Origin of the sequence: Nocardia africana NBRC 100379 (assembly GCF_001612635.1) — a bacterium.
Lineage (GTDB): Bacteria > Actinomycetota > Actinomycetes > Mycobacteriales > Mycobacteriaceae > Nocardia > Nocardia africana.
Genome location: NZ_BDAV01000017.1, coordinates 181484 through 208025, shown reverse-complemented (window position 1 = coordinate 208025; position 26542 = coordinate 181484). Strand labels below are relative to the sequence as shown.

The 26542-nt window shown below is 69.3% G+C and carries 21 protein-coding genes and 2 pseudogenes; 19 read left to right on the top strand and 4 right to left on the bottom strand.

The annotated features are described in order from the left end of the window. Nucleotides 1-832 precede the first annotated feature (832 nt). Nucleotides 833-1990: pseudogene (locus NA3_RS38285) on the top strand (hypothetical protein); the annotation flags it as partial. A 3-nt stretch (nucleotides 1991-1993) separates the two neighbouring features. Then, entirely contained in the window at nucleotides 1994-2881 is an 888-nt protein-coding gene (locus tag NA3_RS29300) for an HAD-IIA family hydrolase (RefSeq protein WP_062967075.1), read from the top strand. A 156-nt stretch (nucleotides 2882-3037) separates the two neighbouring features. Here NA3_RS29300 and NA3_RS29295 read toward each other — a convergent pair whose 3' ends face one another. Further along, nucleotides 3038-3745 carry a YdcF family protein gene (locus NA3_RS29295; protein WP_084491967.1) on the bottom strand — a complete coding sequence of 236 codons (708 nt, stop codon included), beginning with the start codon at nucleotides 3743-3745 and terminating at the stop codon, nucleotides 3038-3040. Between the two features lie 986 nt (nucleotides 3746-4731). Between NA3_RS29295 and NA3_RS29290 the strand changes: the two genes are divergently transcribed. The 4 genes from NA3_RS29290 to recN are packed head-to-tail and all read left to right on the top strand — an operon-like array spanning nucleotide 4732 to nucleotide 8650. Next, nucleotides 4732-5022: a hypothetical protein gene (locus tag NA3_RS29290; protein ID WP_062967072.1), complete on the top strand. Its 291-nt coding sequence runs from the start codon at nucleotides 4732-4734 to the stop codon at nucleotides 5020-5022. A gap of 1 nt (nucleotide 5023) precedes the next feature. Beyond that, complete coding sequence (locus NA3_RS29285; protein WP_062967070.1) at nucleotides 5024-5875, top strand: TlyA family RNA methyltransferase; 852 nt, start codon at nucleotides 5024-5026, stop codon at nucleotides 5873-5875. Continuing rightward, nucleotides 5872-6897, top strand: a complete 1026-nt coding sequence (locus NA3_RS29280) for an NAD kinase (RefSeq protein WP_062967068.1) — start codon at nucleotides 5872-5874, stop codon at nucleotides 6895-6897. The genes NA3_RS29285 and NA3_RS29280 overlap by 4 nt, the downstream gene beginning before the upstream one ends. Continuing rightward, nucleotides 6875-8650, top strand: coding sequence for a DNA repair protein RecN (gene recN, locus NA3_RS29275; protein WP_062967066.1), 1776 nt, complete (start codon nucleotides 6875-6877; stop codon nucleotides 8648-8650). The genes NA3_RS29280 and recN overlap by 23 nt, the downstream gene beginning before the upstream one ends. A gap of 15 nt (nucleotides 8651-8665) precedes the next feature. On the opposite strand, the gene NA3_RS29270 is transcribed toward recN, so the two are convergent. Continuing rightward, the gene (locus NA3_RS29270; RefSeq protein WP_062967064.1) at nucleotides 8666-9088 is read right to left on the bottom strand and encodes an SRPBCC family protein; all 423 of its coding nucleotides are present in this window, start codon (nucleotides 9086-9088) and stop codon (nucleotides 8666-8668) included. 172 nt (nucleotides 9089-9260) lie between these two features. Between NA3_RS29270 and steA the strand changes: the two genes are divergently transcribed. The 12 genes from steA to NA3_RS29205 all read left to right on the top strand — a co-directional run bounded on the left by steA (nucleotide 9261) and on the right by NA3_RS29205 (nucleotide 24473). Then, a complete protein-coding gene (gene steA, locus NA3_RS29265) occupies nucleotides 9261-10475 on the top strand; it encodes a putative cytokinetic ring protein SteA (RefSeq protein ID WP_062967062.1) in 1215 nt (404 codons plus the stop codon). A gap of 17 nt (nucleotides 10476-10492) precedes the next feature. Further along, complete coding sequence (locus NA3_RS29260) at nucleotides 10493-11407, top strand: copper transporter (RefSeq protein WP_265337366.1); 915 nt, start codon at nucleotides 10493-10495, stop codon at nucleotides 11405-11407. Nucleotides 11408-11604: 197 nt separating this feature from the next. Continuing rightward, entirely contained in the window at nucleotides 11605-13341 is a 1737-nt protein-coding gene (pyrG, locus tag NA3_RS29255; RefSeq protein ID WP_062967060.1) for a CTP synthase, read from the top strand. Beyond that, complete coding sequence (locus NA3_RS29250) at nucleotides 13338-13982, top strand: NUDIX domain-containing protein (protein WP_062967058.1); 645 nt, start codon at nucleotides 13338-13340, stop codon at nucleotides 13980-13982. Before pyrG ends, NA3_RS29250 begins: the two co-directional genes overlap by 4 nt. A 165-nt stretch (nucleotides 13983-14147) precedes the next feature. Beyond that, complete coding sequence (gene xerD, locus NA3_RS29245; protein ID WP_062967133.1) at nucleotides 14148-15080, top strand: site-specific tyrosine recombinase XerD; 933 nt, start codon at nucleotides 14148-14150, stop codon at nucleotides 15078-15080. Between the two features lie 298 nt (nucleotides 15081-15378). After that, nucleotides 15379-16350 (top strand): ParA family protein, encoded by a 972-nt coding sequence (locus tag NA3_RS29240; protein ID WP_083870734.1) that lies wholly within the window; start codon nucleotides 15379-15381, stop codon nucleotides 16348-16350. Beyond that, nucleotides 16347-17219: a segregation and condensation protein A gene (locus NA3_RS29235; protein WP_062967056.1), complete on the top strand. Its 873-nt coding sequence runs from the start codon at nucleotides 16347-16349 to the stop codon at nucleotides 17217-17219. Before NA3_RS29240 ends, NA3_RS29235 begins: the two co-directional genes overlap by 4 nt. Before the next feature lie 617 nt (nucleotides 17220-17836). After that, nucleotides 17837-18442: an SMC-Scp complex subunit ScpB gene (scpB, locus tag NA3_RS29230; RefSeq protein ID WP_062967131.1), complete on the top strand. Its 606-nt coding sequence runs from the start codon at nucleotides 17837-17839 to the stop codon at nucleotides 18440-18442. Between the two features lie 41 nt (nucleotides 18443-18483). After that, nucleotides 18484-19986 (top strand): pseudouridine synthase, encoded by a 1503-nt coding sequence (locus NA3_RS36360; protein WP_084491966.1) that lies wholly within the window; start codon nucleotides 18484-18486, stop codon nucleotides 19984-19986. 101 nt (nucleotides 19987-20087) lie between these two features. After that, a complete protein-coding gene (gene cmk / locus NA3_RS29215) occupies nucleotides 20088-20756 on the top strand; it encodes a (d)CMP kinase (RefSeq protein WP_062967126.1) in 669 nt (222 codons plus the stop codon). Continuing rightward, entirely contained in the window at nucleotides 20753-22195 is a 1443-nt protein-coding gene (gene der, locus NA3_RS29210) for a ribosome biogenesis GTPase Der (RefSeq protein ID WP_062967052.1), read from the top strand. The genes cmk and der overlap by 4 nt, the downstream gene beginning before the upstream one ends. Before the next feature lie 1216 nt (nucleotides 22196-23411). Then, entirely contained in the window at nucleotides 23412-24473 is a 1062-nt protein-coding gene (locus NA3_RS29205) for an alpha/beta hydrolase (RefSeq protein ID WP_062967050.1), read from the top strand. A gap of 115 nt (nucleotides 24474-24588) precedes the next feature. Here the strand turns inward: NA3_RS29205 and NA3_RS29200 are convergent, their stop codons facing one another. Next, entirely contained in the window at nucleotides 24589-25752 is a 1164-nt protein-coding gene (locus NA3_RS29200; protein ID WP_062967048.1) for an MFS transporter, read from the bottom strand. A 63-nt stretch (nucleotides 25753-25815) separates the two neighbouring features. Between NA3_RS29200 and NA3_RS29195 the strand changes: the two genes are divergently transcribed. Further along, on the top strand, nucleotides 25816-26151 hold the full coding sequence (locus NA3_RS29195; RefSeq protein WP_062967124.1) for a MerR family transcriptional regulator: 336 nt from the start codon (nucleotides 25816-25818) through the stop codon (nucleotides 26149-26151). Between the two features lie 17 nt (nucleotides 26152-26168). On the opposite strand, the pseudogene NA3_RS37190 reads toward NA3_RS29195, so the two are convergent. Next, nucleotides 26169-26303, bottom strand: a pseudogene (locus NA3_RS37190) (carboxymuconolactone decarboxylase family protein); the annotation flags it as partial. Between the last annotated feature and the right edge of the window lie 239 nt (nucleotides 26304-26542).

The window sequence follows — 26542 nt, the reverse complement described above, 5'->3', positions numbered from 1 at the left end:
TATACGCCCCTGTTTTCTCGGCCCTGTCGCCGCACCGGATCTTCCGGTCCCTTCGCGACTCGTCGCCGGCGGCCGATCGCCGTGCGCGCGCAGGCCGGGCAAGTGGGGAAGCGTTCGTGTCGCGTGATTGAATTTATGGTGGTTGCAGATGAGTGCCGGCGGACGGCGCACGGTCTGTATGTCGTCACCGGCTGCTCGTGCCGGATCAGAGAAAGGTAACGCTGTGTCGGAGCATGACGACGGTAGGAGACCCTTCCGCCGTGGCAGTACCGGTCCGGACTCGGCCGGCTCCGGCACACCTGCCCACGACCGCGGCGAGGGGGAGCGTCGCTCCGGAGGCTTCCGGCGCGGCGACGATACCCGCCGCTCGGGCGGATACGGCGCACGTGACGACGACCGGCGCGGTGGTACCGGACGCGGCGACGACCGCCGTGGATCCGATCGCGGGACCGGTGGTTACAACCGCGGTGGAGACGACCGCCGCTCCGGTGGCTTCCGGCGTGGCGACGACGATCGCCGTTCCGGTGGTTACAGCCGCGGAGACGACAATCGCCGTTCCGGCGGCTACGGCCGCGGAGACGACGACCGGCGCTCCGGCGGTTACGGGCGCGGTGGTGACGACCGTCGATCGGGCGGCTACGAACGTGGCGGGGACGACCGTCGTTCGGGTGGCTTCCGTCGCGACAGCGACGATCGCCGTTCCGGTGGTTACAGCCGTGGTGGTGACGACCGCCGGTCGGGTGGTTACGGACGCGGGGACGATGACCGCCGTTCGGGTGGGCACCCGCGTGGCAGTGATGATCGCCGCTCCGGCGGTTACAGCCGTGGTGGCGATGACCGTCGTTCCGGTGGTTATGGCCGTGGCGGGGACGATCGCCGTTCCGGTGGATACGAGCGTGGTGGCGACGACCGGCGGACCGGTGGATACGGACGCGGTGGAGACGACCGTCGCTCGGGTGGGTTCCGGCGTGACGAAGGTGATCGGCGGTCCGGGGGGTACGGGCGCGGCGGGGATGATCGCCGCGGCGGATTCCGGCGTGACGAAGGTGGCCGGCGCCCGGGAGGCGCGGGCGGTCGCGACGATCGTCCGGGTGGTTACAGCCGGGGCGAAGGCGATCGGCGCGGCGGATTCCGGCGCGGTGGCGCGGATTCCGAGCGTCGATTCGGACCGGCCGACGAGGCCGACACGACGGCCGACACCGGGGAATCGGCAGCGGCCGGTGCGAATGCCGAGGACCGGGAGCCGCGGCGACGGGGTGGTGAAGGGGCGCGCGTCGGCGGCGAGAGCCGGGCGGGGCGGCCCGATGAGCCCGAGTTGCCGGACGATGTGCAGGCGAGCGATCTGGACGGCGCGGTGCGCCGCGATCTGCTGAGCCTCGACAAGAACAATGCCGAGGCGGTTGCCCGGCACCTGGTGATGGCCGCCCGGCTCCTCGACGAGGACCCGGAGCTGGCACTGGAACATGCGCGCGCCGCCCGGCGCCGTGCCGGACGCATCGCGGTGGTTCGCGAAACCGCCGGTGTCACCGCCTATCACGCCGGTGAATGGGCCGAAGCGCTGTCCGAGCTGCGCACCGCGCGCCGGATGTCCGGCGGCTCGGGTCTGCTGGCGGTCATGGCCGATTGCGAACGCGGGCTGGGACGGCCCGAACGCGCGATCGAACTGGGCCGCAGCGACGAGGCGCGAGCGCTGTCGGGCGACGAGGCGACCGAGCTGCGGATCGTTGTTGCCGGTGCGCGAATGGATTTGGGCCAATACGATCAGGCCGTGGTCACCCTGCAGACGCCGGAACTGGATCCTTCGCGCTCCGGTCCCGCCTCGGCACGGTTGTTCTACGCCTATGCGGAGGCGCTGCTCGCCGCCGGCCGGTCCGAGGAGGCACTGCAGTGGTTCCTCAATGCGGCCTCGGCCGATGTCGACGGTGATACCGACGCCGAGGAGCGTGCCGACGAACTCGCGGGCGCGCAGGTCGACGACGACGTGGAGTAGGTAGTGGCAGCATCGCTTCGGGAGAGCTTCGAGGCCCTCCTGCTGGATCTGGACGGCACGCTGTATCGGGGTGCGCAGGTTATCGCCGGCGCACCGGCCGCTCTCGACGCCGGTGGCGGCGCGCAGAAGCTGATGTTCGTCACCAACAATGCCAGCCGGTCGGCCGGTATGGTGGCCGCGCATCTGCGCGAATTGGGTTTCGGCGCACATGAATCCGACGTCGTCACCAGTGCGCAGGCGGCGGCGCGTGTGCTCGCCTCCCGGCTGGCCGCCGGATCCACCGTGTTGATCGTCGGCACCGACGATCTCGCGGCGGAAATCGAACAGGTCGGCCTGCAACCGATTCGGCGGTTCAACGGGGTGGCCCCCGCCGCGGTCGTGCAGGGGCATTCCCCGCAGACCGGGTGGCCGGACCTCGCCGAGGCGGCCTACGCCGTGCGTGCCGGGGCCCTGTGGGTGGCCGCGAACGCGGATGCCACCCTGCCGAACGAGCGCGGCCTGGCGCCGGGCAACGGCGCGATGGTCGCGGCATTGCGCGCCGCGACCGACCAGGAGCCCCTGGTAGCCGGTAAACCCTATGCGCCGCTGCTCGAGGATGCGCTGATCCGCGCGGAAACCCGCGACGCGCTCGTGGTGGGAGACCGTCTCGACACCGATATCGACGGTGCCCGGTGCGTCGGCCTGCCGTCGTTGCTGGTTCTCACCGGCGTCAGCACCCTCGACGATCTGCGGGCCCGCCCCGCCGACCACCGGCCCACCTACCTGTCCCGAACACTCGACGCGTTGAATCACCCCGTGATCCGGCAGGAGTTCCCCGAGGGCGACGCGATAGATCACGTGGCCGGCCTTCTGGATGAAAACCCCGGCCGCGCAATCGAATTGGCGCGGTAACTGTTCGACTCACGGTGACGGTCGAGTCACTGCGGTGACCGCGGCCGAGATGTATCGGCACGCAGACCATGGCGGCGATGAATCACATCTGATCGACTGGTTCGCCGGAGTGACCGCTCGCACGTAATGTTGGGCGATCCAGGGTGGGATCGTCGGTCAATCGCGGCGATCGGCGGCAGTTGTGAACTCTGCCGCGGTGTCGGGGAGGATGCCCAGGCGACGTAGTAGCGGGGTGGCGGCAGCTCCGGCGCGGCGCCTGCTGATCGCCGCCGATTCGTGTGCGGCAGTGGGGATTTTGAGCCACCAGCGTTCCAGCGGCCGGTAGTCGGCGGCGGGCGCGAGGCGTTCGGCGAGGTCCGGTCGCTGCGCCCACAGGTAACGGCGGGCGCGGGCGGCGTGCATGGGGTCGGAGGCGATCATGATGCGGTCGGCGTGTTCCATGGCGGGAATGGTGAATTCGATGTTCTGCCACGTGGTTTCGGCGGATGTCTCGGTGTGGATTCGCTCGGGTGGAACGCCGAGGTGTGTGCGGGTGTATCCCGCCATCACCGTCGCTTCGATCCAGGGGCCGTGCACGGCGCCGCCGGTGAAGATCAGGAATCCGTCGCGATCGGGCGGCAGCGATCGGGCGCCGATGCGGCATCGCCAGCGTTGCAGCGCGCGCGTCCGTCCGTCGGCGGTGGCCGGGTAGCCCAGCACCACCACCGCGTCCGTACCGCCGGCTCGTGGTTCCCGCCGCGGTCCGAGCAGTTGCCGGGACGCGCGCCAGTGGGCGTATTCGGCGGCGGCGACCACCGCGGTCGCCGTCGATGCCGCGGCGAGTGCGACGAACCGGGCAGATCCATGTCGTCGCTTACCTCCCACGCCGCCATTGTGCCAACATCTGCCGCACCCCACCGGTCCTGGGGCTTCGGCTGCAGCCGAGATCGACCTGGCCCCCACGGGGAGACCGGCCCCTCGTCGAAGCACTCACAGCGCGATCCGACGACGGCGATCGCGCCGCTCTGCCGACACCGAGCGGGCGACGCCCGGCCCGGGTTCGACTGTTGTGCCTCCTCACCGACCACCGAAATCGACGCGACACGCTCGGCGGACGGAGGTCATGGTCGCCTTCCGGGAAGCGCCGCGGTGGCTCGTCTCTCGGGGAGCACAGCGGCGAGTCGTCTCAGGGAATGCCGCGGTGAGTCGTCTCCCGGGGAGCACAGCGTTGACTCATCTTCCAGGGAACGTGGCGGCGAGTCGTCTCCCGGCAGCTGATCCAGGGCCACCTGCAGCTGCATCCGCACGAGCGCGGGACCGAGATGACCGTGGCGCCGGCGTGGAATTTCCGCGATCAGATTCGTCACCAACACCAACGGGCATAACTACCTCGGTGAGTCAGTCCCAAGGACATCTGCCCCAGATGGCGGGCCTGGCCGAGCAGATTCCGGGGACCCAACAGCGGCTCATTTCTCTGGGAGGGCAGCTGCGACTCCTCTGAGTCAGCCGCCCACGACCGATTCCGGTCGGGCCGCCGCCCTCCGGCGATCGGTGTATCGAGATCGGTGTCCTCGCCGCTGGAGGGAGGCCCTCTGGTGTCACTGTCGAGCAGTCGCCCGGCGGTGGGGTGATCCCGCGTTTCACAGTCCGCTGTTTCCGGGCCACGGCAGGGACCGCAGTGGGACGAGCATTCGTGCGATCCCTGGGGGCCGGAGAATGGCTCCGGATCGGCCCGGCGACGGCTCGCCCGCGAGCACCCGCGTGCAAGGAATTCCGCCGGCACCCGGCCATCGCTCGCCACCGTGACCTCCGTTTCACCCGTGCCGCCGCTTGCCGGGATGTCGGTGAGCTCCGGTAGCGTTGTCGGCACCATGACTACGCCCATTCCGCGTCCGCATCCGTCCGGTTCCTCCGGTCCTCGTCCGGGAGTTCCGCTGCCCGGGCAGCATCTCGCGGGAGGGACGGCCGAGTTCGCCGACCCGGAGCAGGTGCGGGCCGAGGTGGCGGCGTTGCTCGCGGAGCTGCCGGGGGGCCGGCGCGAGAGCGGCGACGAAGCCGACGGCGTGGACCGCGCGGGAACCGATATCACCCGGCGGGCGCGCATTCTCGAACAGGCACACGAGGTGCTGGTCGGCGCCCTGGCGACGGTGGACAAGATCTGAGGTGGCCAGGCGCGCGCGAGTGGACGCCGAACTGGTTCGCCGCGGATTGGCGCGATCGCGAGAACACGCGGTCGAGCTGATCGGCGCGGGCCGCGTCCTGATCAACGGTGCGGTCGCGTCGAAACCGGCGACCGCGGTCGAGCCGAATACCCCGCTGCTGGTTCGCGAGGAACCCGACGAGGTCCAATGGGCCTCGCGTGGTGCGCACAAGGTGCTGGGCGCGCTGGAGGCGTTCGAGCCGCTCGGGGTGAGCGTGGCCGGGAAGCGCTGCCTCGACGCCGGCGCGTCGACCGGCGGATTCACCGATGTGCTGCTCTCCCGCGGCGCCCGCGAGGTGGTCGCCGTCGATGTGGGCTACGGCCAGCTGGTGTGGCGGCTGCGCAACGACGAGCGAGTCCGGGTGTTCGACCGCACCAACGTGCGGGCGCTGACCCCCGAGGCGATCGACGGCCCCGTCGAGCTGGTGGTCGCCGATCTGTCGTTCATCTCGCTGGCGCTGGTGTTGCCCGCGCTGGCCGCCTGCTGCACACCGGGTGCCGATCTGCTGCCCATGGTGAAACCGCAGTTCGAGGTCGGTAAACAACGAGTAGGCTCCGGCGGTGTGGTGCGTGATCCGGCTCTGCGCGCCGAGGCGGTGACCGAGGTGGCCGCCGCGGCCGCCGAACTGGGCCTGCGTACCCGCGGTGTGGTCGCCAGCCCGTTGCCCGGCCCGTCGGGCAACGTCGAGTATTTCCTGTGGCTGCGCAAGGAAGCCGAGGGCAGAGACACACCGGACACGGATTCGGCCGAAACCGAATCGGTGCCCGATATCAGCGAATTGGTGCAGCGTGCGGTCGAGGAGGGGCCACAGTGAAGCGGGAGATCCTGCTCGTCGCCCATCCGGGCCGTTCCGAACTGCTCGAGACCGCGCATCGGGTCGCGAAGATCTTCGCCGACGCCGGAATCGGCTTGCGCGTGCTCGAGGACGAGGCCTACAGCACCAAGCTGGATTTCGACGACACCGGCGAACCCGACGGCTATCCGGTGCGGGTGGTTACGCACGGCCCCGAGGCCGCGGTCGGCTGCGAGATGGTGCTCGCGCTCGGCGGTGACGGCACCTTCCTGCGCGGAGCGGAGATGGCACATCCGGCGCGGGTTCCGGTACTGGGAATCAACCTGGGCCGCATCGGCTTTCTCACCGAGGCCGAGGCCGAACATCTCGACGACGCGCTGGCCCAGGTGGTGCGCGGCGACTACCGCATCGAGCAGCGGATGACCGTAGATGTCAGTGTCCGCGTCGATGATGTTGTCGTGGAACGCGGATGGGCCCTCAACGAGGCCAGTATCGAGAATGCCGCCCGGATGGGCGTGCTCGAGGTCGTGCTCGAGGTCGACGGCCGCCCGGTGTCGCAATTCGGTTGTGATGGTGTGCTGATCGCGACACCCACCGGCTCCACCGCCTACGCCTTCTCCGCCGGTGGTCCCGTGGTGTGGCCCGAACTCGAGGCGCTGCTGGTGATTCCCAGCAATGCGCACGCATTGTTCGCGCGGCCGCTGGTGACCAGCCCGGAGTCGCGGATCGCGGTGGAAACCGTTGCGACAGGCCATGATGCGATCGTCTTCCTGGACGGCCGGCGTACGCTGGCATTGCCGCGGGGTGGGCGATTCGAAGCGGTGCGCGGCGCCGAACCGGTGCGCTGGGTGCGGCTGGATTCCGCGCCCTTCGCCGACCGGATGGTGCGCAAATTCCGCTTACCCGTGACAGGCTGGCGGGGCCGGCGGCCGGAACGGCCGCGCGCGGCGGGGCCGGCCCGCATCCCCACCGAGCCCCCCGGCTCAGGCGATAGCGAACACCGCCGAACGGAGAGCACACGTGCTGACAGAGATCAGGATTGACGGCCTCGGCGTCATATCCACCGCCACCGCGCAGTTCCACGAGGGACTGACCTGTGTCACTGGTGAGACCGGTGCCGGCAAGACGATGGTGGTCACCGGACTGCACCTGCTCGGTGGCGCCCGCGCGGACGCCGGGCGGGTGCGTCAGGGCGCGCAGCGGGCCGTGGTCGAGGGCCGGTTCACCGTCGAGGACGTACACGACAGCGCCCGCGACGAGGTCGAGAAGGTGCTGGAATCCTCCGGCGCGCAACGCGACGACGACGACAGTGTCATCGCGGTGCGCACCGTCGGCAGCGACGGGCGTTCCCGCGCCCATCTCGGTGGCCGCAGTGTGCCGGCCGCGGTGCTGTCGGATTTCACGGCACCGCTGCTGACCGTGCACGGACAGAACGACCAGTTGCGGCTGCAGCGTCCCGATCAGCAACTGCAGGCCCTGGACCGGTTCGCCGGCGATGCGGTGGCCGGGCTGCTGCGCAAATATCAGCTGGCTCGCCGCACCTGGCTGCAGGCTCGCACCGAGTTGCTGGAGCGCACCGCCCGCAGCCGCGAACTCGCACTCGAAGCAGATCGGCTGCAGCATTCGCTGAACGAAATCGATACGGTCGCACCGGAACCCGGTGAGGACGAGCGCATCGTCGCCGAGGTGCTGCGGCTCGGTGATCTGGATTCGCTGCGGGAGGCGGCCGGCGCCGCGCACGCGGCCCTGGCGGGCTCCGGCGACGGTGAGGGGGCCGGTGCGCTGGACGCGCTCGGCGGTGCGCGGGCCCGGCTCGAATCCAGTGACGATCCGGCGCTGACCGCGTTGGCGCCGCGGCTGGGGGAGGCCATCGCGGTGGTGGTCGATGTGACCACCGAATTGAGTTCGTATCTGTCGGATCTGCCGTCGGATCCGGCGGCGCTGGACAGCTTGCTCACCCGGCAGGCGGAGTTGAAATCGCTGACCCGCAAATACGCACCCGATATCGACGCGGTGATCGCCTGGGCCGACGAGGCGCGCACCCGCCTCGCCTCGCTCGACGTCTCGGAGGAGGCGCTGGCGGCGCTGGCGGCCGAGGTGGAGACCGCGGCGGCGCAGGTGCGGGAGACGGCGAAGAAGCTGACCGCCGCCCGGCGCAAGGCCGCCCGCAAACTCGCGACCGCGGTGAGCGCCGAACTGAGCGGACTGGCGATGGGCCGCGCCAAACTCGAGGTAGAGGTGCGGCCGCTGGCCGCGGCCGCGCAGGACAATGCGCCCATCACCGTCGACGGGGCGGAACTGCATGCGGGCGCATCCGGAGTGGACGAAGTGGAATTCCGGCTCTCCGCCCACTCCGGCGCGCAGTCGCTGCCGTTGAGCCGCAGTGCATCCGGTGGTGAGCTCTCGCGCGTGATGCTGGCGCTGGAAGTGGTGCTCGCCGCCTCCGAGTACGGCTCGACCATGGTGTTCGACGAGGTCGATGCCGGTGTCGGCGGCCGGGCCGCGGTGGAGATCGGACGGCGGCTGGCGCGGCTGGCCCGCACCCATCAGGTCATCGTGGTGACCCATCTGCCGCAGGTGGCCGCCTTCGCCGACACCCACCTCGTGGTGGACAAGGTCGACGACGGTAAGGGCGTCAACAGCGGGGTGCGGGCGCTGACCACCGACGAGCGCGTCGTCGAACTGGCCCGCATGCTGGCCGGCCTCGACGATACCGAGACCGGCCGCGCCCATGCCGAGGAGTTGTTGGCCACCGCCCGGGCGGAGAAGGCCGACACCGCCTCGGCGGCGGGCTGACGGGCTGCGACGCGTCTACTTGGCGACGGCCTTCTTGGCGGCCTTGAGGAACGGCGAGATCAGGCCGCGCAGAAACAGTTCCGTCGCCTTGTCCGGCACGGGCAGCTTGGGCTCGGATTCCATCCGGTACGACACCAGGGTGCCGCCCGGCGCGTCGGCGAAGGTGATGGTGCCGACGTGCCGCTTCACCGGCGCACCGGCGATGATCCGGTATTCCATGCGCTCACCGGGAACCAGTTCGGTGGTCTCCTCGGTCACACCGATGCCACCCACGCCGACCAGGTAGCGTGCACCGACACCGGAGGCCTCGGGGGTGCCGGGCTGACGCAGCGTAATGCGCACGGGCAGATAGCCGTTGAGACTGTCGCGCTCGGCGAACAGCTTGTAGACGACGTCGCGCGGCGCGGGAATGACCGTGTCGACGGTGGTACTGGCCATGGCGTTCTCCTTCGGATGCAGTGAGCCGAAGCATATCGGTACCAGCGGTACCGCCCGGCACGCCAGTCGACGTCGAGGAGGCGTGCGTTTGCTGGCCTCATGCCAGCGGATGTGATAGGACGTCGGCGCGCCTCCACCACAGGTTGAGAGTCGGCGGCCATTATCGGATGCCATGAAGATGCTGGCGCTGTTGTCCCGCAACACCGAAACGCTTCCCGGCGTCACCGGGATGGCCCGGGTGGACCGCAATACCCGGCGTCTGCTCAAGCGGGCCGGGGCGGGCGATGTGGTGGTCCTCGACGAGATGGACATCGATCGCCTCACCGCTGACCGGCTCGTCCAGGCCGGTGTGGCGGCGGTGATCAATGCCTCGCCCTCGATTTCCGGCCGGTATCCGAACCTCGGCCCGGAAGTGCTGGCGGCCAACGGAATCGTGTTGCTGGATGCTGTCTCCGCCGACGTCTTCGGCAAGATCAAGGACGGCAGCAGGGTCCGCATCGATGCCGGTGTGGTGTATGCCGACAAGTTGACGAAAAAGGAGCCGGAGGTTCTGGTCGAGGCCATCGAGCTCACCGATGAGGTCATCGCCGAGCGGATGATCGCGGCGCGCAACGGGCTGGCCGATCATCTGGAGGCCTTCGCCGGCAATACGACCGAGTACATCCGGACCGAAAGCGCGATGCTGATCGACGGTCTCGGGGTTCCGGCCCTGGATCTGTCGATGCGCGGCCGCCATGTCGTGGTGGTGGCCGACGGCGTGGACAGTCGCGACGATCTCAAGGCGATCAAGCCGTTCGTCAAGGAGTACGCGCCGATTCTGGTGGGTGTCGGGCGCGGCGCCGACATCCTCACCAAGGCCGGCTATCGTCCCGATCTGATCGTCGGCGATCCGGAGGAGATCACCGCGAGCTCGCTGAAATGCGGTGCCGAGCTGATCCTTCCGGCCGATACCGACGGTCATGCCAAGGGACTGGAGCGAATTCAGGACCTGGGTATCGGCGCCACCACCTTCCCGTCCTCGGGATCGGCGGCGGATCTGGCGCTGCTGCTGGCCGACCATCACGGGGCCGCGCTGATCATCACCTGCGGGGCACCGGCCTCGCTCGACGACTTCTTCGATCGCAGCCGCCGCGAATCGGCGCCCGCGATGTTCCTGACCCGCCTCAAGGCCGGGCCGAAACTGATGGACGCCAAGGCCGTGGCCACCCTCTATCGGCAGGGCAACTCCGGGTGGGCGACCGCGCTGGTGGTGCTGGCCGCGCTGATCGCGCTGATCGTCGGACTGCTGGTGTCCTCGCATCTGGGCAACGACGTGCTGGATTGGCTGGATTCGGCGTGGCGGCAGTCGCAGGACTGGCTCCATCGACTATCGGACCGTCGGGGGTAGAGAAAACAGTGGGTTCCATGCGTCGGCTCGTCGTCTCGCTGACCGCGATCTTTCTGGCATTGGCGGTGGGTGCGGCGCTCGGCGCCGTCGTCCGTCACGGCGGTCCGGGGGGCGGTGACGATCTGGCTCAGCGCAACGACGCGCTCGCCGCGGCCAACGGGCAGCTCGAACGGCAGGTCGGTGCGGCCGACGACTTCATCGCCCGATCGGCGGGCCGCATCCTGAACGGAACCCTCGCCGATCACACGGTGCTCGTATTCACCACCCCCGATGCCGACGCCGGCGATGTCGACGCGGTGACGGCGGCGCTGACCACCGCCGGGGCGACAGTCACCGGGCGGGTCGCGCTCACCGACGCCTTCGTCGACGCCTCGCAGGGCGACCGCTTGCGGACCGCGGTCACGAACATGATCCCGGCCGGTGCCCAGTTGCAGACCGAGGCGGTGGATCAGGGCAGCCTCGCCGGCGACCTCCTCGGCCTGGCGTTCCTCACCGACCCCGCCGGCGGCGCCGAACGTGCCACCGGACAGGAGCGCGCACTGATCGCCGACACCCTGCGCAACGGCGGTTTCCTCGCCGTCGGCGACGTCGCGCCCGCGCAGCTGGCGGTAGTGGTGACCGGGGCGGGCGCGCGGGCCGACCACAACGGCCAGGGCTCGATCACCGCGCATTTCGCCGGGGCGCTGCGCGGCCGCGGGGCGGGGCTGGTGCTGGCGGGCCGGGCCGGCTCCTCGGACGGATCCGGCCCCATCGCCGAGGTGCGCCGCGAGAATCGCCTGGACGCGGCGGTGTCCACGGTCGACAACGTGGACCGCGAAACGGGCCGGGTCACAACGGCTCTCGGCCTCGCCGAGCAACTGGGCGGCAAAACCGGTCACTACGGCACCGGGCCGGAGGCGACCTCGCTGTCGGTGACCGCTTCTCCCGGCTGAGCGCGGCTGCCGCCGTCGACCGCGATCGCATGATCCGTCACGTCGGAGCGAGTGCCGGGCGATCGGTGCGTCCAGGGCGCGGCGTCATGGGATTGCTGCGGTGAATGAGACGCAAGTGACAAACCGGTACGACGACCTCCGACGTTCCGCGCGTGGCATTCGTTTCGCAACCGTTTTTCGTGTTAGCGTGGAGTTCCGTGAGTCAATCGCGGATTCCGGCGCGTTCCCCCCATCAGACGGCCACCAAACACATCTTCGTGAGTGGCGGTGTCGCCTCCTCCCTCGGCAAGGGACTGACCGCCTCCAGCCTCGGCCAGCTGCTGACCGCCCGCGGATTGCGGGTCACCATGCAGAAGCTGGACCCGTATCTGAATGTCGACCCCGGCACCATGAATCCCTTCCAGCACGGCGAGGTGTTCGTGACCGAGGACGGTGCCGAAACCGACCTCGACGTCGGCCACTACGAGCGCTTCCTCGACCGTGATCTGTCGGGCTATGCCAACGTCACGACTGGGCAGGTCTACTCGACCGTGATCGCCAAGGAGCGGCGCGGCGAGTACCTCGGTGACACCGTGCAGGTCATCCCGCACATCACCGACGAGATCAAGAACCGCATCCTCGCGATGAGCGGCCCGGATCTGCAGGGCCAGACCCCGGACGTGGTGATCACCGAAATCGGCGGCACCGTCGGCGATATCGAATCCCAGCCGTTCCTGGAGGCCGCGCGCCAGATCCGGCACGAGGTGGGCCGGGACAACTGCTTCTTCCTGCACGTGACGCTGGTGCCGTACCTGGCGCCCTCCGGCGAGCTGAAGACCAAACCCACCCAGCACTCCGTCGCGGCGCTGCGCAACATCGGTATCCAGCCCGACGCGCTGATCCTGCGGTGCGACCGGGAGGTGCCACAGGGGCTGAAGAACAAGATCGCGCTGATGTGCGACGTCGACGTCGACGCCTGCATCTCCACGCCCGACGCGCCGTCGATCTACGACATCCCGAAGGTGCTGCACCGCGAGGGCCTCGACGCCTACGTGGTGCGCAAACTGGGGCTGCCGTTCCGCGATGTCGACTGGACCGTCTGGGGCGATCTGCTCGACCGCGTGCACAACCCGCGCGAAGAGGTGACCGTCGCGCTGGTCGGCAAGTACGTCGACCTGCCGGACGCGTATCTCTCGGTGACCGAGGCGCTGCGGGCCGGCGGTTTCGCGGCCAAGGCCAAGGTGAACATCCGCTGGGTGCAGTCCGACGAATGCGAGACCCCGGAGGGCGCGCAGCATCACCTCGGCGATGTCGACGCGGTGCTGATCCCCGGCGGCTTCGGCATCCGCGGCATCGAGGGCAAGGTCGGCGCGATCCGGTTCGCGCGCACCCGTTCCATTCCGCTGCTGGGCCTGTGCCTGGGACTGCAGTGCGTGGTCATCGAGGCCGCCCGCTCGGTGGGACTCGAGGACGCCAACTCCGCCGAATTCGAGCCGGAGACAACGCATCCGGTGATTTCCACGATGGCCGACCAGGCCCAGGCTGTCGCCGGTGAAGCCGACCTCGGCGGCACCATGCGGCTGGGCGCCTATCCGGCCGTGCTGGAGAAGGGTTCGGTCGTGGCCCAGGCCTACGGCACCACCGAGGTGTCGGAGCGGCATCGGCACCGCTACGAGGTCAACAACGCCTATCGCGACAAGATCGCCCAGAGCGGACTGCGATTCTCCGGCACCTCGCCGGACGGGCACCTGGTCGAGTTCGTCGAGCTGCCGGCGACCGTGCATCCGTATTTCGTTGCCACTCAGGCGCATCCGGAGCTCAAGAGCCGGCCGACCCGGCCGCATCCGCTGTTCGCCGGACTCGTCGAGGCGGCGCTGAAATACAAGGGCGCCGAACGGCTTCCGGTGGAGATCTACGGCGAGGAGGCCGACGAGGCCGAGCGGGTCGGGCGGTGAGCGAACCCGGAAGCCACGACTTCCGCACCATTGGCTCCGAGACCGTGTACTCCGGTGCGATCGTCGCGCTGCGCCTGGATCAGGTCGAGATGCCCGGCGGCCGGGTCGCCGAACGCGAGGTGGTCGAGCATCACGGCGCGGTCGCGATCGTCGCCCTCGACGACGACGGCTCGGTGGTGCTGATCAACCAGTACCGGCATCCCGTCGGGCGGCGACTGCTGGAGTTGCCCGCCGGTCTGCTCGATCAGGCCGGTGAGGATCCGCTGGCGGCCGCGCAACGCGAACTCGCCGAGGAAACCGGTCTGGCGGCACGGGAGTGGTCCACGCTGGTGGATGTGGTGCTGTCGCCGGGGTTCACCGACGAGGCGCTGCGCATCTATCTCGCGACCGGCTTGTCGGACACCGATCGGCCGGACCCCGAGCACGAGGAGGCCGACCTGGCGATCGTGCGGATGCCGCTGCAGGACGCGGTGACGGCCGCGCTGGCGGGCCGGATCGAGAACGCGACCGCGGTGGCCGGCGTGCTGGCGGCCTCGGTCGCGCGGGCGAACGGTACGCCCCTCCGGTCCGCCGACGTGCCGTGGCCGGGTATGCCGACGCAGCTGCTCGATCGCAAGGCCGCCGAACGCGCACAGGCCTGAGCGGAACCGGCCGGGTGCCTCACCGCACCCGGCCGCCTTCCTCGGACAGGGGCGAACTGTGTTTCGTGCGAACGAATGTCGCCGGCGGCTGTCATGATGACACCGTGAATGTCGCTGTTCCCGCCGCCCCGGCGGTCGTTGTGCCGCTATCGGCCGGGTGAGGACATGGTGGAGCGGCAGATCCAGGCCTATCTCGACCATCTGACGGTCGAGCGCGGCGCGGCGAGTAATACGCTCAGCGCCTACCGCCGTGATCTGCAGCGCTATCGGGAGTTTCTGCGACAGCGGGATATCGGTGACCTGGACCGGGTGACCGAGAACCAGATCGCCGACTTCGTCGTCTCGCTGCGGGCGGGCGGCGAAGGGTATCCGGCGCTGGCCGCCAGTTCGGCCGCCCGCGCACTGGTCGCGGTGCGCGGCCTGCACCGGTTCGCGGCCGCCGAGGGACTGACCACCGGAGATGTCGCACACGGTGTGAAGCCGCCGACACCGGCGCGGCGATTACCGAAAGCGCTTCCGTACGAAGATATTTCCCGGCTGCTCGAGGCCGCGGGCGGCGGAGATGACGCGGGTTCCGGAGGCGGGCCGCGCGGGCTGCGGGACCGCGCCATGCTGGAGTTGCTGTACTCCACGGGCGCCCGGATCTCGGAGGTGGTCGGACTCGACGTCGACGATATCGACACCACCGGTCGCGCGGTCGTCCTGCACGGCAAGGGCGGTAAACAGCGCATGGTCCCGATCGGGCGGCCGGCGCTGGCGGCGGTCGACGCCTATCTGGTCCGGGGCCGGCCCGCGCTCGGCGCCCGTGGCAAGGGCACTCCCGCCCTGTTCCTCAACGCTCGCGGCGGCCGGCTCTCGCGGCAGAGCGCCTGGCAGGTTCTGCAGGACGCGGCCGATCGGGCCGGGATCGGCGCCGCGGTGTCGCCGCACACGCTGCGGCACTCGTTCGCCACCCATCTGCTCGACGGGGGCGCCGACGTGCGGGTCGTGCAGGAATTGCTGGGGCACGCCTCGGTGACGACCACGCAGATCTACACCCTCGTCACGGTCAATACGCTGCACGAGGTGTGGGCCACCACGCATCCGCGGGCACGGTAACGCGCCGGCTGCGGCGGCGCGATATCGGGTGCGGATTGCCGCAAAGGGTTTCCCAACACCCCCTCGAGACGACAGAATGCGGTTGGTGCCGTGAGGACACGGTGTTGTGGCACGGGCAATGACACAAGTGCGCAACGATCGGGGGCGTTCCCCAAGCGTGTCCGATCGGGGGTCTTGCGCTCGGAGGCGGTAGCGTCTATTGCGGCGGTCCGGTACATCGGCGTCCGGTGTAGCGATCGCCCGCTGTTCCGCAGCGCGCGGCGGGGCAATGAGCAGGAAAACTGAAGGAGCAGCGGACATGACGACAGCCGGCCCGGCCGAGCCGCCGAACAGCGCTGCGGCAGAACCGCTTTCGAATATCCGAACCGGCCTCCGAATCGAACAGGCGGCCCGCAGACTTTGGGAGGCGAACGACATCGTGGCGGACGGTACCGAACTCGGCCCGACCGGACGCCCGCTGCGCGACATTCCCGAACCACCGCCGTCGTCGCGCAACGGTGACGCCCTGATCGTCGCCATGTGCAATCAGAAGGGCGGCGTCGGCAAGACCACCTCCACCATCAATCTCGGTGCCGCGCTCGCCGAATACGGCCGCCGGGTGCTGCTGGTCGACCTGGACCCGCAGGGCGCCCTGTCGGCGGGACTGGGCGTGGCCCACCACGACCTGGACCAGACCGTGCACAATCTGCTCGTGGGCGGCCGGGCGAGCGTCGACGACGTGCTGCTCAACACCAAGGTCGACGGGATGGATCTGCTGCCGAGCAACATCGACCTCTCGGCGGCGGAAATCCAGCTGGTCAACGAGGTCGGCCGGGAACAGACCCTCGGCCGCGCGCTGGCCCCGCTGCGCGACCGCTACGACTACATCCTCATCGACTGCCAGCCGTCGCTGGGTCTGCTCACCGTCAACGCGCTGGCCTGCGCCGACGGCGTGATCATTCCGATGGAATGCGAATACTTCTCGCTGCGCGGGCTGGCGCTGCTCACCGACACCGTGGAGAAGGTGCGGGACCGGCTCAACCCGCGGCTGGCGCTGTCGGGCATCGTTGTCACCATGTTCGATGCGCGATTGCTGCATTCCCGGCAGGTGATGGCCCGGGTGGTGGAGGTGTTCGGCGATCTGGTGTACGACACCGTGATCAACCGGACCGTCCGTTTCCCCGATGCCAGTGTCGCCGGTGAGCCGATCACCACCTGGGCGCCGAAATCCGGTGGCGCGGAAGCGTATCGGGCGATGGCGCGGGAAGTCATCCACCGGTCGGGCCGGTGAGCGAGGCCGGACCACCGGCTGCCGAGGTCGTACCGGAAGACAAGCCCGACGGGTTCCACCTGCGTCTGAGCAATTTTCAGGGTCCGTTCGACCTGCTGTTGCAGCTGATCAGCCAGCGGCGGCTCGATGTGACCGAGGTGGCGCTGCACAAGGTCACCGACGAGTTCATCGCCTACACCAAAGAGCTCACCGCGAGCCTGGAACGCGATCCGACGGTGCGGGCGGATCGGATTCTCGATCAGACCACCGAATTCCTGGTGGTCGCAGCGACCCTGCTCGACCTCAAGGCCGCCCGGCTGCTGCCGTCCGGTGAGGTCACCGATGCCGACGACCTGGAATTGCTCGAGGCTCGCGATCTGCTGTTCGCGCGGTTGCTGCAGTATCGGGCGTTCAAGCAGGTCGCCGAACTGCTCGGTGAGCTCGAGGCCGCCGCGTTACGCCGGTATCCGCGGGCGGTGTCGCTCGAGGAGCGCTTCCTGGATCTGCTGCCGGAGGTGAATCTCGGCGTCGACGCGGCGGGTTTCGCCGATATCGCCGCGGCCGCGTTCCGGCCCCGGCCGCGGCCGACAGTCGGGCTGGACCACCTGCACGCTCATTCCATCTCCGTCGCCGAACAGGCCGCGCTGGTTCTGGAGATGCTGAAGAAGCGCGGGGTGGGCGAGTGGTCGACCTTCCACGAGCTGTGCGCCGATTGCGAGATGCCGATTCAGATCGTCGCGCGCTTTCTCGCACTGCTCGAGCTCTACCGCGGCAAGACGATCGAATTCGACCAACCCGACCCGCTCGGCCCGCTGGCGGTGCGCTGGATCGGCGACGACGCCGAGGGAGCGCCCGCCGAGCCCGTGACAATCGATGAGGACTACGGATGATGTCGCACGGTGAGCAGCCCAGTGATCGCGCGGAGGCCGAAGCCCGCGAGACCGCGGTGGGGGCTGCGGGTACGCCGGAAAAGGCCCGAGACGAGGCCGCCGTCGCCCCGGCAGGCGATGCCGAAACCCGAACTGTGGCGGAGAACGCAGACGTCGTGCCGGACGAGCAAGCACCGCACACCGGCGCCGTGGCATCACCGGCCGAACCGAGCGGACTCGACGCCGGTGACACGCGTATCGACACCGCTGGGGGACGAGTGCCGGCGACCGACACAGTGCCGACCGGCGAGGCAGGGGCCGATGCTGGAGGCGCGCGTGCCGGGGCCGATTCCGAGACGGTTGCGCCCGCAGAGGACGGTGCACTGGTGGTCGCACCTGCCGCCGACGATGCCGCTCAGCGAGCGGCTGTCTCGTCCGGTTCTGTCGACACTGCGCCCGTAGGCGTCGATGGTGCGCCGGAGACCGTGGTCCGGCCCGGCGCTCCGCAGAACGGCGTCGCGGGGGCCGGGCGTACTCGACCACCCGGCGGTGCAGTCGAGCCTCCCGGCGAGGCGCGAACCGCGGGAGGGGATGACGCGGACGACGAGGAGGCTGCCCGTCCGCTCGATGACCAGGAGTTGCGGTCGGCGCTCGAGGCGATGCTGCTGGTGGTGGATGCGCCGGCGCCGGTCGAATTGCTCGCGGCGGCGGTCGACGACACGCCCGCGCGGGTCGAGCGGATGTTGCGGGAGATGTCGGCGGAGTGGACCGCGCGGGGCAGCGGAATCGATCTGCGCTATGTGGGCGACGGGTGGCGTCTGTACACCCGGACCGAGTACGCGCCGTATGTCGAACGTATGCTGTTGGACGGGGCGCGGTCCAAGCTCACCAGGGCCGCTTTGGAAACTCTGGCGGTTATCGCCTATCGTCAACCGGTTACGCGAGCACGAGTGAGTGCCGTGCGCGGAGTGAACGTCGACGGCGTGATCCGCACCCTGGTGGCGCGGGGACTGATCGCCGAGGCGGGCACCGACGTCGACACCAACGGCACCCTGTACGTCACCACCGAACTGTTCCTCGAACGGATCGGGCTCGCGTCGCTGGCGGAACTCCCGTCACTGGCGCCCCTGCTACCGGGCGTCGACCTGATCGATGAGATCAACGAGAGCCTGGAGACCGACCCCCGGTACACCAAGCTGAAGAAACCCGCCGAATCGGATATCGATCTCGGCACCGAGGATTGACCGGATCCGCAGCGGATCCTGTCGACTGATCAGAGGACCACGTGAATACACCCGCTCGCCGAGATGGCACACCGGACCGTAGGAAAAGACAGAGCGACCCGCCTCGCGGCGGCGGACGCACGGCACGAGGGGCGGCCGGCCGCTCCGACCGCACCGACGACGGCCGCGGCGGATCGCGCGGCGACCGCTACGGGCGCCGGGACGACAGCTACGGCCGCGGCGGCGACACCCGTGGCTCACGCTTCGCCCGGGGGGACGACCGTTACGGCCGCGGGGGCGACAGCTACAGCCGGGGTGGTGACCGCCCAGGCCGAAGCGACGATCGTTACGGCCGTGGGGGTGACAGCTACGGGCGCGGGGGTGATCGCTCCGGCCGCGGGGGCGACAGCTACGGCCGCGGTGGTGACCGCCCAGGCCGAGGCGACGATCGTTACGGCCGTGGGGGTGACAGCTACGGGCGCGGCGGTGACCGGGTCGGCCGCGGAGACGACCGCTACAACCGTGGGGGCGACAGCGCTGGACGGGGTTCGCGGTCCGAGGGCGGCTACGGCCGTGGCGATCGGTTCGCTCGCGGCCAGGCTGCCGGGGACACCCGCGGTGACTCGCGGTACGGCCGCGGGGATGCCCGCCCGTCGCGCGGCGATTCACCCGCCGGATCGCGGGATCGCGGTGCCGCTGCCGGTCGCCCGCGCGCGGCCGCGCCGAAGCCGAAGAAGCGCAAGACTCCGCCGACCGTGCTGAGCTTCGCCAAACCCGCCCGCCACCAGCATGTCGAGGCCGAGCAAACCGGTCCGAAGAAGTTGCCGTGGGGTGAGGGCGAACGCCTGCAGAAGGTGCTCGCCAAGGCCGGCGTGGCGTCGCGCCGCGCGGCCGAAGAGCTCATCGAACAGGGCCGCGTCGAGGTCGACGGTGCGGTGGTGCGCGAACAGGGCCTGCGCATCGACCCCGATACGGCCGTGGTGCGGGTCGACGGCGTCCGCGTCGTGGTTCGCGACGAGCAGGTCTACCTGGCGCTGAACAAGCCCAAGGGATTCCAGTCGACGATGTCGGACGAACTGGGCCGCCCGTGCGTCGGCGACATCGTCGCCGAGCGGGTGATGGCCGGTCAGCGGCTGTTCCACGTCGGCCGCCTCGACGCCGATACCGAGGGCCTGCTGCTGCTCACCAACGACGGCGATCTCGCGCATCGGCTGATGCACCCGTCGTTCCAGGTGTCGAAGACCTACCTCGCGACGGTGCAGGGCGAAATGCAGCGGGGCGTCGGCAAGCAGCTGCGCGAGGGCGTCGAACTCGAGGACGGCCCGGCGAAGGTCGACAAATTCCAGGTGCTCGAGGTCGCCGAGGGGAAAACGCTGGTCCGCGTGGTCCTGCACGAGGGCCGCAAACACATCGTGCGGCGGTTGCTGGCCGAGGTCGGGTATCCGGTGATCGCGCTGGTTCGCACGCATATCGGGCCGGTCGCGCTGGGCGATCAACGGTCGGGCACCCTGCGAGTGCTGGGCCGCGACGAAATCGGGAAGTTGTACGAGGCGGTGGAGTTGTGAGTGGTGTGGACATGCTGGACGATCGGATCCGAGGAGGCCGTGACGTGGTGGAATCCGGCATCGGCGACGACGGCATCCCTGGCGCGGAACTCGTCGTCGCCATGGACGGGCCTTCGGGCACCGGCAAGTCGAGCGTGTCGCGCCGTCTCGCGGCGCGGCTCGACGCACGCTATCTCGACACCGGCGCGATGTATCGCGTCGCGACACTGCGGGTGCTGCGCAGCGGTGTCGAGCTGACCGATCCCGCCGAGATCGCGGCCGCGGTCAAGGACCTGCCGCTCACCATCGGCACCGATCCCGGCCACGAGCTGATCGAACTCGACGGCGAGGACGTCTCCGCCGAGATTCGCGGCGACGCGGTGACCAAGGCGGTCTCCGCCGTCTCCGCGGTGGCCGAGGTGCGGACGCAGCTCGTCGCCCTGCAGCGGGAGATCGCGGCCGCGGCCGGGCGCATCGTGGTCGAGGGCCGCGATATCGGCACGGTCGTGCTGCCCGATGCCGACGCCAAGATCTATCTGACCGCGTCGGCCCAGGCCCGCGCGGCGCGGCGCAATCAGCAGAACATCGCCGAGGGCCGCGGCGACGATTACGAAGCGGTGCTGGCCGATGTGCAGCGCCGCGACAATCTGGACTCCACCCGCGCGGTATCGCCGCTGCGCCCGGCCGCGGACGCGGTGCAGGTCGACACCAGCGAGCTGAGCATGGACCAGGTCATCGACGAGCTGTACCGGGTTGTGGCGCAGCAGATTACGGTGGGAGAGCGCAGATGAGCCCGAGTGTGACACCGAGTTCGAATTCCGACACGCTCGCCGGCGACGGTATCTGGACCGACGAAACCGATTGGGAAATCGCCGATTTCGAGGGTGACGCGGACGCGCACGACCATGTGCCGATGCCCACCGTGGCCGTCGTCGGTCGCCCGAACGTCGGCAAATCGACGCTGGTGAACCGGATCCTGGGCCGCCGTGAGGCGGTCGTGGAGGACATCCCGGGCGTCACTCGTGACCGGGTGTCGTACGAGGCGAGCTGGGCGGGTCGTCGCTTCCTGGTGCAGGACACCGGCGGCTGGGAGCCCGACGCCAAGGGGCTGCAGCAGGCGGTGGCCCGGCAGGCCGAACTGGCGATGCAGACCGCCGATGCGATCCTGCTGGTCGTGGACGCCACCGTGGGTGCGACCGCGACCGACGAGGCGGCGGTGAAGGCATTGCGCCGCTCCAAGACTCCGGTGATCCTGGTCGCCAACAAGGTCGACGGCGAGAAGGCCGAGGCCGATGCGGCCGTACTGTGGTCGCTCGGGCTGGGGGAGCCGCGGATGGTGTCGGCGGCGCACGGTCGCGGTACCGGCGATCTGCTCGACGATGTCCTGGCGGTGCTGCCGGAAACTCCGCGCGAGGGTACCGGGGGAGGGGGCCCGCGGCGCGTGGCCCTGGTCGGCAAGCCGAATGTCGGCAAGTCCAGCCTGCTGAACAAGCTGTCCGGTGACGAACGTTCCGTGGTGCACGACGTGGCCGGAACGACGGTCGATCCGGTCGACTCGCTGGTCGAATTGGGCGGCAAGACATGGCGTTTCGTCGATACCGCAGGTCTGCGCCGCAAGGTCGGAACGGCCGATGGCACGGAGTTCTACGCCTCGTTGCGCACCAAGGCCGCCATCGAGGCCGCGGAGGTCGCGATCATGCTGATCGATGCCTCCGAACCGATCACCGAACAGGATCTGCGCGTGATCGGCATGGTCGCCGACGCCGGTCGCGCGCTCGTGCTCGCGTTCAACAAGTGGGATCTGGTCGACGAGGATCGCCGCTACCAGCTCGAGCGTGAGGTGGAGCGCGAACTGGTGCGGGTGCCGTGGGCACAGCGGGTGAACATCTCCGCCCACACCGGCCGCGCGGTTCAAAAGCTCGTTCCCGCCATGGAAACCGCGCTCGAATCCTGGGACCAGCGGATCCCCACTGGCCGGCTCAACACCTGGCTCAAGGAGGTCATCGCGGCGACGCCGCCGCCGATGCGGGGCGGGCGGTTGCCGCGCGTACTGTTCGCGACCCAGGCGACCACCCGGCCGCCGACGTTCGTGCTGTTCACCACCGGATTCCTGGAGGCGGGCTACCGGCGTTTCCTGGAGCGCCGCCTGCGTGAGGAATTCGGTTTCGACGGTTCCCCGGTCCGCATCTCGGTGCGTGTGCGCGAGAAGCGGGATCGCTCGAAGAAGTAGGGAAGTGCCGGTGCGGACGGATATTCCGTCCGCACCGGACGTCCTCGCCGGCTCCCGGCCTCGATTTCCGGTCTGGACTTCTGCCCGGCCGATCGACAGCCGCAGTTCATTGCCTCACGGCCATATGCGCATTGAAACATGTATGTGCCGCATGTCGGGCGAGCCCGACTTGAAGGGAGAAACACCCGACCTCGGCAAAAGGGCAGCGACCGAGCCGGCCGCTACGGTGCGGCCTTCTTGTTTCCTATCCGAAGGGGGATCGCGTTGCGGCCGGGGCACATTCGGGGAGGGCGTGTCGCCGTGGAGGAATACTCTCGTTTCGGTCGCGATGTGAACCGCATCACGCTACGGTCAATCCGCCTGGCCCACAATCGAAGAGGTTTGCCATGTGGAGCATCGCCGTCCTGTCGGTCATCGCCGCCGCACTCATCGCCGCCGGATTCTCTGCCGGGTTCCCGGACAAGTAGACCTTGCCGGTGGGGCTGGGAGGTGCTGACGTTGCTCGAGCATCTGCCCGCGCCGGACTCCTACTTCGACGCGATGGCCCAGGTTCCGATGCGGACGGGGGCGTCGGGTTGAGTCGCGTGGTCGGCGGCGCCGATTATGCGGTCGCCGCTGCCGGGGAGGGGCGGATCTGTCGCTAGTCGACGCCATGTGCCGGCGGCCGAACTGTACGCAGGTCTTGGCGATCCCCGGCGTTCGCGCGCGACTTAGGACTGGATGCCTTCGATGGTCGACGCCTGTGGTCAGTTCGCCGAGGGGCTGGTGTCTGATACACCCCGGGCGGCAAGGCGATGATCAAGTTCCGGAACCTCGATGTGCGGACGCTGCGTTACCTGCCAGGCCGGGGCCTCGGTCTGTTGGGCGGCGCGCCGCATAGGTCGCGCGCGCCCATCTTGCTGGACGATCCGGATACCGGACACCGGACACCGGACACCGGAACCGCAGGACAAGGGGACCGCAGGGCAACGGGACCGTGGGGCAACGGGACCGTCGGGCAACCGGTCGGCAGGTATGTCTGTTATGCGAAACCGGTCGGTCGGAAATAAACATCACATTTCAGTAACGGCGCCGAACGGGTGGTCGATACGGGCGTGACACGCGCAGTGCGGCGGACCCCGGCGAGGGCGGGGGTCGGGGCGGCGGCACTGGGCACCGTCGCGGCCCGGCGGGGGCACGGCTCGCGGCGTTCGATCACGAAAGGTGCTGTTTACACATGCGAAGATTGCGACGGCAGAGATCCGGCCGCTCCGGTGCGACGCTCGGGCGGAGCCTGCTCGCCTTGGCCCTGGCGCTGTTCGTGCCGCTGACCGCCGCGGTGTCGGGCCAGCTCCCGCGGGCCGCGGCCGCCTTCGATCCCTCCGGCTTCGACTTCTGGGTCGACTCGAGTATGGGGCCGATCAAATCGCGCGTCTTCCGCGCCGCCGACGGCAATACCGACCGCGTCGTCTACGCCCTCGACGGCATGCGCGCCCGCGAGGACCTCAACGGCTGGGAGATCGAAACCGATATCGCGCGCCTGCTGACCTCGTGGAATATCAACGTGGTGATGCCAGTCGGCGGACAGTCCAGCTTCTACGCCGACTGGAATGCGCCGTCGAGCTTCCTCGGTGTCGCGCCCGGGTCGGGCTCCTCGTCCGGATCGACGTCGGGATCCGGTGCACTGCAAGCCTTTTCGGCCGGGCCGGGTAAGTCCTACACCTACAAGTGGGAGACCTTCCTGACGCAGAATCTGCGCGGCGCGCTGCGTGACCGGCTGGGATTCCGGGCCGACCGCAACGGCGTCTTCGGACTGTCGATGGGCGGCAGTGCCGCGCTGACCCTGGCCGCCTACCATCCCGACCAGTTCAGCTTCGCCGGATCCTTCTCCGGTTACCTCAACATGTCGGCGCCGGGTATGCGCGAGGCGATCCGCGTCGCGATGCTCGATGCCGGCGGTTACAACGTCGATGCGATGGCTCCGCCGTGGGGTCCGCAGTGGTTGCGGATGGACCCGTTCGTGTTCGCGCCCAGACTGATTCAGAACAACACGCGGCTGTGGATCTCGGCCGGCAGCGGAATTCCCACCGCCACCGACGGACCGAATATGGGCACCGTCAACGGCATGGGGCTCGAGGCATTGGCGCTGGTGAACACCCGCGCGTTCCAGGTGCGGATGGCGTCCCTGGGCGCACAGAACATCGCCTACGACTTCCCGGCCGCGGGCATCCACGCCTGGAACAACTGGCGTGACGAGGTGTACCGGATGGCTCCGGACCTGTCGGCGAACATCGGCTGACACGGATTCGAACGCAGCCCTGCGCTGTTCAAGCCGGCTCGGTGCGGGAAAGGGTGACCCGTCGGGGCGTCGCGTGCGCGACGACACCGACGGGTCACCTGTCGGGGCGTCGAGATCACTGTGCCATTGCGTCCGCGTCTTCGGGGTGGGACGTCCTGGTGGCGGTGACGGTCATGAGCAGGCCGCAGGCGGTGAGGCCGGCGGCGACCGGATAGAGGGGGCGGGGGCCTGCGGACGAGTCGGCGATCAGGCCACCGACGAGGCCGGCGGCGGCCGCGGCGAGCTGGTAGCCGGAGGCGTTGACGGCCATGGCCAGGGTGGGCGCCGCGGCGGCGGTTGTCATCACGCGCGCCTGCATACCGGGGATGACGGCGAAGCCGAGCAGACCGATCGCGACGACCGCGACCACGGTGAGCGCGGTGACGGACGCGACGAACCACGCCCCCACGAAGGTCACGGCCAGCAGCCCGAGCAGTGCGGGCTGAGCGAACCGCGGGTTGCGGTCGTAGAGCGTGCCGCCGACGAGATTGCCGATCGTCGCGCCGACACCGTAGGCGAGCAGCAGCAGTGGCAGACGGCCCGCCGGATGCCCGCCCAGATCGGTGAGCAGCGGGGCCAGGTAGCTGAACACCATCAGCGCTCCGACGTTGCCGACCGCGGTGATCGCGAGCGCCACCAGCACCGGTCCCCGCCGCAGGACCCGCAACTCCGCGACGGCCGAGGTGCGGGTCGCATCGGTCGCGGTGGTGAACGTCCGGGCGATCGAGACGAGGCCGGTCAGGCATGCGACCGCGATCGTGGCGAACGTCGCTCGCCAGCCCCACTGACTACCGATTCGGGTGCCGATCGGGGCGCCGAGGATCATCGCCAGATTCATGCCGAATGCCAAGCGGGCCACCATGGTTCCGGCGCGTTCGGGGGCCGCGGACCGGACCGCTGTCACGACCGCCTGGGCGAAGAACGTCGATGTCACCAGTGCGGTGAGCAACCGGGCCACCAGCAGCAGCCGGAAGTCGGGTGCGAGAGCGGAGACGGCATTGCCGACGACCGCGACGGCCAGCAGGGCCACCATCAGCCGTTTCCGGTCGATTCCGGCCGTCACGGCGGTGAGTAGCGGCCCGCCGATGATCATGCCGACGGCGTACGCGGTGACCAGCAGACCGGCGGCGCCGACGGTGACCCCGAGATCGGCGGCGACCTCGGGCAGGATTCCGGCGACGACGAATTCGCCGGTGGTGACGCTGAATACGCAGAAGATGAGGACCACGAGTCGGAGCATGCTGGGACGCTAAACTCTCACGTCCACGTGAGAGTCAAGCCCGAACAGCGAACGGAGCGCCAGGTGAAGATCGGAGAGTTGGCGGAGCGAACCGGGGTGAGTGTGCGCGCACTGCGCTACTACGAGGAACGGGGTGTGCTGAAGCCCGAGCGAACCGCCACCGGCTACCGCGTCTTCGGCGACTCCGACATCCGCACGGTGGGACACATCCGCACCCTGCTCGCCGCCGGTCTGCATTTGGACCTCATCGGCGAGATCCTCTCGTGCCTGTCCGGCGATTCCCTGCTGCTGGACGGCTGCCGCGAACGATTGGAGGTGGAGCGTCGCCGGATCACCGGTGATATCGACCGGCTCGTCCACACCCGGTCGCTGCTCGACGAGCTGCTCGCGACCACCTAGCGCACCACGATCGCCTAGGCGGCGAAATGCGATGCGGATTCGTCCCTTTCGGCGAAGGACAGGTCCCGGCTCTTCAACGCCGCGGACACGTGCGGCAGGATCGGGTGCGGCGCGTCCTGGAATGCCACGCCCGCCACGGTGATCAGGCGGCGTCCCGGCACGCATGGCGTGTGGCGAGATCGATGTGCCGATGATCGCCCTCGGTGTTCCGGCTGGTTACCGGCCTACGGGGTGAGTCGGCCACGCCGGTCGGAGGGTAGTGAATCGCTCTCATGCTCAAGGATTTCCGGAGGCGGGCGAAACTCCGAGAACGTGGCTCAGCCGCTCTCCTTCGAGAAGGAGCAGGAACAAGCCGTAGTACACATCGAGCATCCCAGCATTGTGCACTGCC